We start from the raw sequence: 12,648 nt of genomic DNA on the forward strand, positions 1-12,648 counted from the left end.
GAGCAAATTTTACATAAATTTAATCTCAACGTCCGAGCTGTCTGCATATGTTGAGGTGTGCTATCAGCAGGGCGTTCGCACCCTCGTTCTTCAGTATCTCCCTCAGAGAAGAACAGCAGAGCTTTACGTTCTTGTCCTCTCTTATTGAAGGGACGCCCCCATGGGCGTATCTACCTAAGATATGTCCGCAGTCTATGACCTGCCCCTTATAGTTCACGAGCCCGTTGTAAAGGGTCTGGGAAAAGACAAGGGAGACAAGCACGAGTATTAGTATTTTCATCTCTGTCTGTATCCCCCGTGGTTCTTGGGAGGCATCATGGGCATCTGTGGGCTGGACTCACTGTAACCCTTGGGCACTTTAAAGAAGCTCTTGGGCACGTTCACCCTCTTTACCGACCTTACCACCTCAACGGTGGTGCTTCCCATGACGGGAGTTTCACTCATCACAACAGACCCGTATTTCTTCTTTATCTCTTCAAAAGCTTCCTTCGCACCCCTGAGGAAGGGCGATACCTTGGGGTCGTCCTCTATCACCTTGAGGATGTTCTTCATACTTATCCTGTCAGCCTCCATAAGGAGCTTACTGTCCTTAGTAAACCAGTAGTAAGCTGGAACCTCTCTCCCCATCATGTTCACTCTGACGATCACCTTCCTCGCCTTCCACCTGCCTATCTTTTTCCTCTCGTTGGTGGGTTCCATCTTTGGTTTGCATCTTCCCCGCTGGTCGCAGTCAAGGAGCATCATAAAGCCCATAATTAGCATCCTTCCTTGAAGTTCCTGCCTGCTGTAAGCTTTTTTGTCAGGGTAGATAAAGTAAACCACCGCCTTCCCCTTCTTGAAGTGGGTGATCTTCTCCCCCTTGCTAACCTGGCTCTGGGGTTCCTGCCTGGGAGCATTTTTCATCAGGTTCTGCATGAAAGGTAGCTGCCCGAGAGGGCTTCCCTTGGTTATCGTCTTCTCCTCCCAGACCTCCTTCTCGTAGCCCTCAGCCATGTATAGCTTCACCTTCCTGTGGCTCTCGTGGAAATTACTTTTGGTGGTGATCTCCTTCTCAATCAGGATCACGGGTATGGAAAAACCCAGTCCGATCAGGGTCAGCAAAAGGACGAGCAGTCTCATCGCACTCCCTCCTTGTATTAAAACTCGCCAAATATGAGCTTGGAAGGGTCTTCGTCCGAGAGCTCAACCCCCTTACTGAGTATGTAATCCTCAAGGTTTCCCCTGTCCTTCAGTGGCGTCAGCTTTTTATCTCCCTGTGGTGTCTCCCACAGGACGGAGTAGGAGTCTCCCTTAACCACGACGTCCGGCTCCAGTTTCTTAAAGCCCCTGTTCTCCATAACTTTAAGGAAGGTTTCCTCTTCCAGAGCGAGGACGAAGAGGGGATAGTCCTTCCTGACCTCTGGCGAGTCGTCAACGGTTATGTCAAGCTTCCTGAAAACCTCAAGCATAGCCTCCGAGAGGGCGATTCCAAAATCCTCCTCGGTCAGCTTTTCATCTCCGACAAACCAGAGCTGGAATCTATCCTCGTAAGAGGTGAGCTCAAGCTTAAAGAACTTCATTCTAATAATTTATCCCCCTACGAGGTCTGCGGGCACGGTTACAGGCTCCCACAGGGGAGTGTGGGGTATTCTCTTGCTTCTCCCTTCCTCTATGAGCCTCTGGACGTTAGGCGGAACCACAGGGTTGACCTCAAAGTCGTAGAGGTAGTACCTGACCCTTACCCTGGGAACTACTCCCAGCGTGGTCGCGATGGGAACTTCTATCAGGGCTTCAAAGCCCGTCTCAGGTCTGCCAGATTTTATCGCCTTCAGGACTTCCAAGAGGACTCTGCTACCTGCGGCGTTGCTCAGGTAGTTCTCCATCTCCCTGTTCCTCTGCTCAAGTCCCGCAGGGCTGAAGTCTGAGGGTTGTCTCTGTCTGTAGCCAAAGATGTAGCTGGGGTCGGAGTATATGTCCGCGTGGTATCCTGCGTATGTGTCCGACCACACCACTATCGTGGGTACATAAAGGTCTCCCCTCCTCGTCTCAAGGAATACCCACGTGCAGGTTTTGGGAGGCTGGGGGTCTATACCAGTGGGCGAGACGTAACCTTTTATTCCCATCGGCATCATAGGAATGGGCATGGGCATGTTTCCTTCAAAGCCCAACACCTCTATGTGTCCGCAGTACTTGAAGCTCTTTATCGGCTGAGCGAAGCTGAAGACAACGAGGGTGAGAAGGAAAAGGAGCTTCATAACTACCTCCCTCTTTTAAATGATAACTTTCTCACAGAGCTTCAGATGTGAATCTTACCCCTTTCTAACCCTGTAGAACTTCTTCTTACCCACCTGAACCTTCAGCTCTCCGTCAAGCTTTATGCTCTGGTATGGATCTGAGACCTTCTCAAAGTTTACCTTAAGACCTCCTCCCTGTATGACCCTCCTGCCCTCGTTTTTAGAAGAGACAGCCCCGAGCTCAGTTATCAGGTCAAGGGCGGTCATCTCCTCGTGGGGTAGCTCTACGAGGGGTGCGTCTTCGGGGAACTTTCTCTTGGAGTAGGTGCTCTCAAACCACTCCCTCGCCTTTTTGGCTTCCTCCTCCGAGTGGAACCTGCTCACTATCAGCTCGGCGAGGTGCTTCTTTGCCTCCATGGGGTGCCACTCTTTTCTGAACTTCTCTATCTCCTCCTCGGTGTAGTCGGTTAGTAGCAGGTAGTAATCCCACATGAGCTCGTCGGAGATGGACATGAGCTTCCCGAACATTGTCTTGGGGTCTTCTGTTATCCCAACATAGTTCCCGTAAGACTTGGACATCTTCCTCACGCCGTCAAGACCCACCAGAAGGGGCATGGTTATGCACACCTGAGGTTCCTGCCCGTACTCCCTCTGGATGTCCCTACCTATCAGGAGGTTGAACTTCTGGTCTGTCCCTCCCAGCTCCACGTCTGCCTTTATGGCGACCGAGTCGTAAGCCTGTAACAGGGGGTAGAGGAACTCATGGATGTATATGGGAATACCTTCCTTGAAGCGCTTGGAGAAGTCATCCCTCTCCAGCATCCTCGCGACCGTGTACTTGGCGGAGAGCTTTATGAGCCCCTCCGTCCCGAGCTCTTGGAGCCATGTGCTGTTGAAGACTATAGTGGTCTTCTCAGGGTCTAAGACCTTGAATACCTGGTGCTCGTAGGTTTTAGCGTTCTCAAGAACCTGCTCCTTTGTGAGGGGTGGTCTCGTCTCGCTCCTACCCGTTGGGTCCCCTATCATAGCGGTGAAGTCCCCTATGATGAAGTAGACCTCGTGCCCGAGCTGCTGGAACTGGCGGAGCTTCTGGAGGAGGACGACGTGTCCGAGGTGGAGGTCAGGGGCTGTGGGGTCAAAGCCAGCCTTCACCCTGAGAGGTCTGCCCTCCTTGAGCTTCTTGAGGAGTTCCTCCTCCTCTATGACCTCAGACGTTCCCTGCTTCAGGAGTTTCAGCTGTTCTTCGGGACTCACGGGAGAAAGATTATAACCCATAGTAGGGGAGCTCAGTAACGGGCTTCCCCGTTATCCTGAAGAGGGCGTTGGCAACAGCGGGAGCTATCGGTGGGAGTCCCGGCTCACCTATTCCTCCCATCTCCCCCTCCGAGCGAACTATGTGAACCTCTATCTCAGGCGTCTCCTCCATCTTCAGTATGGGGTAGGTGTCGTAGTTGTTGTTCACGGCGAAGCCGTCCTTAAACCTAACTCCCTCGTAGAGGAAGGCGCTCAGTCCCATGATGATACCGCTCTCCATCTGCTGGACGACGAGGTCTGGGTTCACCACGAGGGGTCCGAGGTCAACCGCGCACACAACCCGGTGGACATTGACCTTTCCACCGACCAGAGAGACCTCAGCTACCTGAGCGACATGGGTTCCAAAGGAGTAGTGGTAGGCGAGCCCGAGAGCCTGTCCCTCCTTTGGTCCCCTGTGCCAGCCTGAAGCCTCTGCCACCTTCTCTATAACTCCCTGCGCCCTCATGTGCATGCCCAGCAGTTCAAGCCTGAGCTCCACCGGGTCTCTGCCACCTAGATGGGCGAGCTGATCTATGAAAGTCTCCATTATGTAGGCGTTGTGGGTGTGCCCCACCGAGCGCCAGAACCAGACCGGGACTTTTACCTTTGACTTGACGAACTCAACGCGAAGGTTCGGTATCTCGTAAAAGGTGTTCGCCACTCCTGAGACGGCTGCCCTGTCCACCCCTCTCCTCTCTTTGCCCACAGCCCACTCAAAGACCGCTGGAACCGCTATTTTGAAGTAGAGGGAGTCTGGCATTCCGCTCTCGTCCACCGAACCTCTAAGCAGGGCTGAGCACATGGGTCTGAACCAGCCTGACTGAACGTCGTCCTCCCTCGTGTAGAAGAGCTTCACAGGTCTTTCCGCCTTCTTGGCGATCTTCAGAGCCTCAGCAACGAACTCGGAGTTGGACTTCCTCCCGAAGCCTCCGCCGAGGTAGGTGGTTATAACCCTTATCCTACTCTCGGGGAGCCCCGTTATGCGCCTTGCGTGCCTGAGGACGGAGGTCTGGCTCTGGGTGGGAACGTAGATGGTGCACCCTTCCCTGTCCAGCTTCACCGTGCAGGACATTGGCTCCATGCAGGCGTGGTAGAGGTAAGGCAGAAGGTAGGTGAGCTCTATTTTCTTTCCTGACTTCTCGTAGGCTTCCTTCGGGTCTCCGTCCTTCCTTGCAACGAAACCTCTCCTCTTCAGCAACCCAAGGTAGTGTTCTTTCAGGTCTTCAGTGCTACCTACCGAGCTTCTGCTGTACTTAACCCTGAGCTTTTTTCTCCCCTCAAGGACAGCGGTAGGGCTCTCCCCGCAGACCGCGACCCCCTTTCCCACCCTGAAGACGTGGGTTACACCTTTGACCTTCCTGGTTTTTGAAGAGTCGTAAGACACGACCCTACCGCCGAAGGGCGGTCTCTCTATGACAGCGTATATCTGGCCCTCAAAGAAGTGGTCAAGACCGAACCTTGCTGAACCGTTCACCTTATCCTCAAGGTCTATCCTCGGAAGGGACTTCCCTATGTACCTGAACTCCTCCGGCTCCTTTAGCTTTGGGTAGAGTGGAACGGGGAGCTTCATGGCTGAGCTTGAGAGCTTCCCGTAGGGGACTCTTCTACCGCTCTTCGTATCTATCACGTAGCCGAGCTCGGCTTTTAATCTGTTCTTTGGAACCCTCCAGAGCTGAGAGGCGGTCTGGAGAAGCATATCCCTCATTGCCGCGCCTGCGGAGCGCATTATGCCAAACATGTGCCTTATGCTCGTGCTCCCTCCGGTGAGCTGTGAACCCATGTAGGGGTCTACGTAAGCCTTCCCTGCGGGGGCTGGTCTCGCCCTTACCCTTTCCCATGGGAAGTCAAGCTCATCGGCGACGAGCTGGGCTATGCCGGTGTAAACCCCCTGACCCATCTCGGACTTGTTCACGAACACTGTCAGGTAGTTGTCCTCCGATAGGTTTATCCAGAGCCGAGGGGAGTGCCTCTTGAGCTCGCTTGCCTTAACCACATCAAAGCCCTTAGGGGTTGCCACCACTACGAGGCTGAGACCTCCGAGCTTGAAGAACTCCCTCCTCGTTATCATCTCATCATCTCCGAAGCCCTCATAACAGCCCTCACTATCCTTGGGTAGGTACCGCACCTGCAGAGGTTCCCGTTCATGGACTTTACCACCTCCTCCCTTGTGGGTTTGGGGTTCCTTTTCAGGAGCGCGTAAGCTTGGACTATCTGACCGCTCTGGCAGTACCCGCACTGGGGGACTCCCACCTCCTTCCAGGCTCTCTTTACGGGGTGGTCTCTCGGTATCCCTTCAATGGTTATTATCTCCCTGCCGAGAACGCTCCCAACCGGAGTCATACAGGAGCGGACGGGGTTTCCATCCACTAAGAGCGTGCAGGTTCCACATAGACCTTTGAGACAACCGAACTTCGTCCCCGTCAGCTTCAGGTGTTCTCTTATCACCCACAGAAGGGGTGTCTCAGGACTCACAAGGACTTCGTAAAGCGACCCGTTTACCCTTAGCTTCATCCCACCCCCAATAAAAATATAGGTAAAATGGAACTTGATGAGGTACGTACCGCTCGCGGTGGCTTTCTTCCTGCTCCTGTTCTCCTGCGCTAAGAAGAAGGACTTTGAGAAGGTTGACTACGGGGAGTATGAGAGGTGTATGGACGCTATAGCTATATACGACAGATGCGCTAACCCGGGAACGAGCTGTGAGTTCCATGCAAAGAAGGTCTCGGTTATGCTGGAAGAGTCCGGGCTCAACCCCGACCAGAGGGCATTCATAGTTAGAACCTGCTACAGGGTCTGCTCCAACAGGGAAGCCTACTTCAAGAAGGTTAAACCAAAGCTTATGAGGGACTGCTCAAAGCTCCTCAATCCAAAGTGACCTCCTCAAAGCTCCTCACCTGAGGGTAGGGGAAGTCCTCTATAAACTCGTTTTCACCCTCCCTCGCAAACCTTATGACCTTCATGCCCGCCTCTGCGGACGCCTTTATCTCCTCCGGGCTGTCAGACAGGAAGAGGATCTCCTCGGGTTCAAGCCCGATCTCCTCGGCTATCTTCCTGTAAGATTCTGACTCCTTCTTGTTTCCTATCTTAGTATCAAAGTGCCCGGAGAAGAGGTAGTTCAGGTCTCCGTACTGGGTGTGCCCGAAGAGAAGTCTCTGAGCCTTCACAGAACCGGAGGAGTAAACGTATATGGGAATACCCTTCTCGTACCACTCCTTGAGCCTCCTGTAGGCGTCCTCGTATATGTGTCCCTTCAGTTCCCCACTCTTATATCCTTCCTCCCATATAAGTCCCTGAAGCTCCTTCAGGGGCGTAACCTTCCTGTCCTCGTCTATCCACCTAAGGAGGGTCTCAACGGGGTCTCCCGGTTCTATTTCACGGACTTCTCTCAGTATCCTCTGAACCTGTGGGTCTTCCGAGTGCTTTTGGACGAACTCCCTGAGTTTTCTCTTTGAGTAGGGGAAGAGAACGTCCTTGACGAAGGATATGGAGGAGGTAGTCCCCTCTATGTCGGTGAGAATTGCCTTAATCAAGGGCGACTATCCCCTCGTATTTGGGAAACTTCTTGGCTATGTCCGAGCCGGTGTAGTTGGCTACCCAGCCCTCGGGCGTTGTAAAGAGCCTTATGCACTTGAAGTTGGGGTTCTCTCCCATGTCAAACCAGTGGGGCGTGTTGGGAGGAACGCTTATAAGGTCTCCACCCTTGCAGTGAACTACATAGACCTTATCGTCCGGATGCAGGTAAAAGACGCCGTCCCCATAGACGAAGTACCTGACCTCAAAGTCCGAGTGGGTGTGTTCGTCAAGGAACTTCTTCCTGAGTTCCTCCTTCTTGGGGTTGTCGGGCGTGAGGGATACTACGTCACAGGACTGGAAGCCGAACCTTATCATGAGCCTGTTTATCTCGTCCTTGAAGGCGTCCAGAACCTCCTCCTCACCGGCGGACTCGCTCAGGGGTGCGGAGGGCTCCCACCTCTCAAAGAGGACGTTTATCTCCGAGAGCTTCTCGGCTATCTGCTCAGGGTCTTCCACCTTTTCCAGAAGCTTCCCCTCTTCGTCGTAAACAAGCAGTCTACTCATGGGAAATATTTTATTCCAAACTTTTAAAGGAACATGACACATACGTGTTTGTATGTTAAAGTTTATGACTTAGGTCATGCAATCTCTCGGTAAAAGGGTTCTTCTGCAGGCTCTCGTGACTTTCTTATTCTCGCTGGGAGTTGTGTATCTGGTTCTCTACTTTGCGGTTAGAAATGTATACATACATCAGATGGAAAGGACACTTGAAGGTGTTTCAAAACAGGTGTTCAGCTCAATGTATCAAGTGATGAAGAGGGGATGGAAGAGAGAAGACCTTTTTGAGTTCCTAAGGAGTATAGAAACCTCCTATCACGAAACTCCCCTCGTAGTGAACGTGTACAGGGGAGAAAAAGTCAGGTCCCTGTTCGGAGATGTCCCTGAACCAGAAAAGAGCAAAGAAGTCTTGCGAGCATTCAAAGAGAAAATGAAATTGTCCCTTCTACGGGAAAATGAGTCCATTTACATATACCCTATAGGTGCAAGGAGCGAATGTCTGAGATGCCATGTGAATGCGAAAGAGGGGGACATACTTGGTGTTATTGAGGCAAGATTCAACACTGGAGCAGTTCTCACCACTATGAACAGGAAGATACTGGCGACTCTAATCTTCCTGCTTCCCATTAATATTCTATTCGCTACGTTGTTAGCTTACTCTATCCGCAAGACGATAAACAAGGTTAGCTCCTCTTTGAGAAACGCCATAGGGGGACTAAGCAGTATTGAGGACATAGACAAAGTTAGTATAACCAATGAAGTTCCCTACAGAGAGTTCAAAGATCTTGAGAGATCTATCGCCATCCTGGCGAATAAGGTGAAGGAGATAGCGGTTGACAAAAGCATCCTGGAGCTTGAAACGAAGATACTTGAAAAGTTCATAGTCACCTCTGAGCTCGTAAACGACTGGAGAAAGTACGTCGGGAAGCTCCTTGAGGACGTGAACGAGATAATAGAGCTCAACGTTATATTCTCTCTGTTTATAGAAGGCGACACCCTGAGTGTAGAGGTATTTTGGCTCCACAGTCCGAGCGAGGAGATGAAGAATTTTTCAGAGAACATAATACACAGGGAGGTTATATCAAGACTTCCCGTGACCAGCTTGTCTGGAAAAGAGCTCATATTCCACCATCATGTCCACAGGGAAAACGAGAGATTGACAGATGTAGAAGAGGAGATGCTCCGACTGAGGACGAAAGTACTTCTCCTTGAAAAGCCCCAGCTTGGAGGTATAGTAGGCGTGGGTTTAAACTCGGAGTTAGCCCAGGATACTTACAAACACACTGTCTTAGATGCGATTCTTGCCACTCTCATAAACGTTATAGGCTCAGCCAAAGCAATAAGTACGCACGTCCAAGAGGTTGAGTTTTATGCCATGAGGGATTCCCTCACATTTCTCTATAACCAGAGAACCTTTTGGGAACTTTTCAACTACGAGCTGGAGAGAGCGGAGCGTTTCGGTAGAAAGCTAAGTCTAATGCTTCTGGATCTTGATAATTTCAAGGTCATAAACGATACTTACGGACACGTCTTTGGGGACACGGTTCTCAGGGAAGTTGGACGGATTATTTACGAGAAGAAAAGGAAGGCTGACGTTGCAGCAAGGTACGGAGGAGATGAGTTCGCCCTTTTGGTTGTGGGTGCAGGTGTAACAGAAGCCTACTCGCTCGCCAAAAGGATAAAGGAGGCTATAGAAAACCTCACGTTTATCGCAGAGGAAGACAAGGTTATAAACGTTGAAGTTTCAATAGGGATAAGTACATTTCCTGACCACGCAAAGAACCCAAGAGATCTGTTTATACTGGCAGATAACCTACTCCGCAAAGCCAAGGAGGAAGGCAGGAGCAGGCTGAAAGTTCCTTCTTATGAAGACTTGAGCAAGATAGGAAGTTTCCTCACGGAAAAGAGCATTCAGATACTGGACGCCTTGAATAAAAGAGAAATAGTTCCGTACTTCCAACCTATAGTTGATCTGAACACGGGTGAGGTATTTGCCAACGAAGCCCTAATGAGAATAGGCAAGCACAGACTTCCAGCCGCTGCCTTCATTGAGGCAGCTGAGAACCTCGGGGTTCTAGTCAGAATGGATCTAATCCTCTACGAAGAAGTGTTCAAGAAGATAAAGGAACAGGGATACAAAAAGAAGATATTCCTCAATTTCTCCCCGAGGGTTCTCCTTTTAGAGGACTTTTCAAGTAGACTGAGCAGTCTCGTTGAGGGTTTGGGCATATCACCGGGCAACGTAGTTTTTGAGCTGACCGAAAGGGAGAGCGTAAGGAATATAGAGCTACTGGAAAAGTTTGTAAAGGTTATGAAAGAGAATGGGTTTAAGTTTGCCATAGACGATTTTGGTTCAGGTTACTCCTCCTTTTATTACCTGAAACGAGTCCCGGTTGACTATGTAAAGATGGAGGGAGAGTTTGTAAAGGACATAGTTTCAGACTGGAGGGACAGAAGCTTCATAGCCTCCATAGTCGCCCTCGCCAAGGGTATGGGTATAAAAACAGTTGCAGAGTTTGTAGAGGGTGAAGACATACTTAACTATCTAAGGGAGCTTGGAGTGGATTACGGACAGGGCTTTTACTTTGGCAAACCCTCTCCAGAGCTCAAGGAATAATTTAAAATTTAAGTCATGATCACATCAGGCTTTCCTTTCCTCAGACCGAGAAGGCTCAGAAGAAACGAGAACATCAGGAGGCTCGTTAGGGAGAACCGCATAAACCACGACGATCTCATATACCCTATATTCGTCCGTTACGGGGAGAACGTCGTTGAGGAAGTCCCTTCCATGCCCGGTGTGTTCAGATACTCGGTGGACAAGGTTGCGGACGCTGTCAAGGAGGTAAGAGACCTCGGAATACCTGCGGTGATCATCTTCGGCATACCCGAACACAAGGACGAGGTGGGTTCAGACACTTGGAGTGATGAGGGAATAGTCCAAAAGACCCTTCGGGTGCTGAAAAAGGAAGTTCCGGAGATGTATCTGATAACTGACGTATGCTTCTGCGAATACACCTCCCACGGGCACTGCGGAGTTCTACACGACCACGAAGTTGATAACGATGCAACCTTAGAGAACCTTCAGAAGCAGGTGGTCTCCCACGCTCAGAACGGGGCGGACATGGTAGCTCCCTCCGGGATGATGGATGGGATGGTTAGGTCTATAAGGATCGCCTTGGACGACGCCGGATTCAGCCACATACCCATAATGGCTTACTCAGCCAAGTTCGCCTCAGCTTTTTACGGACCCTTCAGGGACGCTGCGGAGAGCGCACCCTCTTTCGGGGACAGGCGGAGCTATCAGATGGATCCTGCAAACTCAAGGGAGGCTCTCAAAGAAGTCCTGATGGATGTTCAGGAAGGTGCGGACGTAGTTATGGTGAAACCCGCCCTCACTTACCTTGACATAATAACTAAGGTCAAGGAGAACACCCTTCTTCCAGTGTGCGCCTACAACGTGAGCGGTGAGTACTCCATGGTAAAGGCTGCAGGGAAGCTGGGCTGGATAGATGAGAAGAAGGTCATGCTTGAGTCATTAATTTCCATGAAGAGAGCGGGAGCGGACATAATAATCACCTACTTCGCAAAAGAAGTGGCTGAGATGATCAACAGGGGAGAGGTTTGAGGCTAAGTAGATTACCAACACCAATATGATTAAAATCACATATGCCTGAGATACACCATTTATGCTATATGGCGATGGAGGTAACGTTAAGAAGGGTTGACTTTAAGCTTGATAGAAGGGAAGTGGAGGACATACTCAGCGAAGCTCAGGAGTCTGGAAAAGCCTCATATTACGTGATCGTAAAGGGAAAAGAAATACCGGTCAAAAGGGCTCTGGAAAAAGTTTTGAGGGCAAAGGGTATAGGTCTCACTCTCCTGGACTACACAACACAAGATGCGGTGAGAATATTCAGAAGACTGGGGTTTGATGTGGTAAGGAGAGGAAAGTCAGATATAATGCGTTTTGCGGGAGCCATTAGAGGAAATGGCAACTCCGTAGAGGACAAGGAAAAGATATATGAGGGTTCTCCTTGATACATCTTTCATAGTAGCCTTTCTCTTTGACAGAGACGTCTTCCATCACGAAGCGGTAAGCAAAGTAAAGCACCTGTCGGATACAGCCGAGTTTTACACAATACCTCTCGTCGTCCAGGAGACAGCCACAGTTATATGCAGGCGTTGTAGAGAAAGAGGAATAGACCATAGAAAAGCCCTTGAGGTTTATGAGAAGTTTTTAGAGTCCATAAACATAGTGGACGTTCCCTATTCGCACAAGGAAATTTTGGAAGAGGTTAAGAGGAAAGATTGTGAGCTTAGCTTTGTGGACATGGTGCTACTCAAAAGTTCAGAGAGGCTAAAGGCAAGGATACTCACCTTTGACAAAAGGTTGGGAGGTGCTTGAACCAAACGAGACTGGACAACTCTAAACTATAATTTTTACAAGGAGCGGTGAGATGAGATTTTACGGGATACCTTCGGAGAACAGGGTTCTTGAGATAGTGGAAGGTATAGGCTCGGGGGAGTGGGTCTTTGAGGACACCAAGGAGGGCAAGAAGGAGTCTCTCAGCGGAGAGAAAGCCAAAGAGAAACTCAAGGAGATAGTCAACGAGGTCAAAGGCTGGAAGGAAAGCCTCACTACACTGACCCAAGGGACGGTCTTCATATTCGTTCACGAGCCGAGCGATCCCAAAGCCTTCAAGATATACGACACTTCCTCTCTGGGTTGCTCCACGGAGCTTACACCTCCGAGGTGGAAGGTCTATCTCAAAGACCTTGACGGTAGTGTTTAATGAACAAAGTCTTTCAAGAAGTAGGAAAACACTTCCTCTCTATAGGTTTGGCTGTTATAGCCTTTGTTCTCATAAGGTTCGGTATAGAGGGTAATATATCTCTAAAAACAGCCATCGTCGGATTCTCAATGTGGTTGTTGTTTCTGACACTCGGGGCTATCCTTATATTCATGGGAGGAAGAAGCGATGGATAAGATAGATTTCAACACCTTTGCCCTCGTTCTCGGTGGAACAGCTCTTTTAATCACATTAGTTCTTATCCTAATAAGCAAAGCGTT

General features: G+C 50.3%; 16 protein-coding genes. 7 read left to right on the plus strand and 9 right to left on the minus strand.

What is annotated here, in order from left to right:
• Positions 1–25 precede the first annotated feature (25 nt).
• Genes HG1285_RS16470 through HG1285_RS16440 form a run of 7 tightly spaced genes read right to left on the minus strand, consistent with a single transcriptional unit; the run spans position 26 to position 6,017 of the window.
• Positions 26–280: a hypothetical protein gene (locus HG1285_RS16470; RefSeq protein ID WP_008285896.1), complete on the minus strand. Its 255-nt coding sequence runs from the start codon at positions 278–280 to the stop codon at positions 26–28.
• Positions 277–1,119, minus strand: coding sequence for a hypothetical protein (locus HG1285_RS16465; protein WP_008285897.1), 843 nt, complete (start codon positions 1,117–1,119; stop codon positions 277–279). Before HG1285_RS16465 ends, HG1285_RS16470 begins: the two co-directional genes overlap by 4 nt.
• A 17-nt stretch (positions 1,120–1,136) precedes the next feature.
• Positions 1,137–1,559, minus strand: a complete 423-nt coding sequence (locus HG1285_RS16460; RefSeq protein ID WP_008285898.1) for a hypothetical protein — start codon at positions 1,557–1,559, stop codon at positions 1,137–1,139.
• Positions 1,560–1,568: 9 nt separating this feature from the next.
• Positions 1,569–2,234, minus strand: coding sequence for a hypothetical protein (locus HG1285_RS16455; protein ID WP_008285899.1), 666 nt, complete (start codon positions 2,232–2,234; stop codon positions 1,569–1,571).
• A 54-nt stretch (positions 2,235–2,288) separates the two neighbouring features.
• Positions 2,289–3,467, minus strand: a complete 1,179-nt coding sequence (gene tyrS / locus HG1285_RS16450) for a tyrosine--tRNA ligase (protein WP_032496285.1) — start codon at positions 3,465–3,467, stop codon at positions 2,289–2,291.
• A 10-nt stretch (positions 3,468–3,477) separates the two neighbouring features.
• Complete coding sequence (locus tag HG1285_RS16445) at positions 3,478–5,574, minus strand: xanthine dehydrogenase family protein molybdopterin-binding subunit (RefSeq protein ID WP_008285901.1); 2,097 nt, start codon at positions 5,572–5,574, stop codon at positions 3,478–3,480.
• On the minus strand, positions 5,571–6,017 hold the full coding sequence (locus HG1285_RS16440; RefSeq protein WP_008285902.1) for a (2Fe-2S)-binding protein: 447 nt from the start codon (positions 6,015–6,017) through the stop codon (positions 5,571–5,573). Before HG1285_RS16440 ends, HG1285_RS16445 begins: the two co-directional genes overlap by 4 nt.
• A 37-nt stretch (positions 6,018–6,054) precedes the next feature.
• On the opposite strand from HG1285_RS16440, the gene HG1285_RS16435 reads away from it, so the two are divergent.
• Entirely contained in the window at positions 6,055–6,381 is a 327-nt protein-coding gene (locus HG1285_RS16435) for a hypothetical protein (RefSeq protein WP_008285903.1), read from the plus strand.
• Here HG1285_RS16435 and mtnC read toward each other — a convergent pair.
• Both mtnC and HG1285_RS16425 read right to left on the minus strand, forming a co-directional pair.
• Positions 6,368–7,036 (minus strand): acireductone synthase, encoded by a 669-nt coding sequence (mtnC, locus tag HG1285_RS16430; RefSeq protein ID WP_008285904.1) that lies wholly within the window; start codon positions 7,034–7,036, stop codon positions 6,368–6,370. The two genes, HG1285_RS16435 and mtnC, sit on opposite strands and share 14 nt — an antisense overlap.
• Entirely contained in the window at positions 7,029–7,583 is a 555-nt protein-coding gene (locus tag HG1285_RS16425) for an acireductone dioxygenase (RefSeq protein WP_008285905.1), read from the minus strand. Before HG1285_RS16425 ends, mtnC begins: the two co-directional genes overlap by 8 nt.
• Positions 7,584–7,659: 76 nt before the next feature.
• On the opposite strand from HG1285_RS16425, the gene HG1285_RS16420 reads away from it, so the two are divergent.
• From HG1285_RS16420 to HG1285_RS16395, 6 genes are read left to right on the plus strand one after another with little or no spacing between them, the layout of a single operon-like run.
• Entirely contained in the window at positions 7,660–10,194 is a 2,535-nt protein-coding gene (locus tag HG1285_RS16420; protein WP_008285906.1) for a GGDEF domain-containing phosphodiesterase, read from the plus strand.
• 15 nt (positions 10,195–10,209) lie between these two features.
• The gene (gene hemB / locus HG1285_RS16415; protein ID WP_008285907.1) at positions 10,210–11,202 is read left to right on the plus strand and encodes a porphobilinogen synthase; all 993 of its coding nucleotides are present in this window, start codon (positions 10,210–10,212) and stop codon (positions 11,200–11,202) included.
• A gap of 41 nt (positions 11,203–11,243) precedes the next feature.
• A complete protein-coding gene (locus tag HG1285_RS16410; protein WP_157560411.1) occupies positions 11,244–11,615 on the plus strand; it encodes a hypothetical protein in 372 nt (123 codons plus the stop codon).
• Positions 11,599–11,982: a PIN domain-containing protein gene (locus HG1285_RS16405; RefSeq protein WP_008285909.1), complete on the plus strand. Its 384-nt coding sequence runs from the start codon at positions 11,599–11,601 to the stop codon at positions 11,980–11,982. Before HG1285_RS16410 ends, HG1285_RS16405 begins: the two co-directional genes overlap by 17 nt.
• Before the next feature lie 52 nt (positions 11,983–12,034).
• Positions 12,035–12,370 (plus strand): hypothetical protein, encoded by a 336-nt coding sequence (locus HG1285_RS16400; protein WP_008285910.1) that lies wholly within the window; start codon positions 12,035–12,037, stop codon positions 12,368–12,370.
• Positions 12,370–12,564 (plus strand): hypothetical protein, encoded by a 195-nt coding sequence (locus HG1285_RS16395; RefSeq protein ID WP_008285911.1) that lies wholly within the window; start codon positions 12,370–12,372, stop codon positions 12,562–12,564. The genes HG1285_RS16400 and HG1285_RS16395 overlap by 1 nt, the downstream gene beginning before the upstream one ends.
• Positions 12,565–12,648 lie beyond the last annotated feature (84 nt).

The sequence above is a fragment of the Hydrogenivirga sp. 128-5-R1-1 genome (assembly GCF_000171895.1).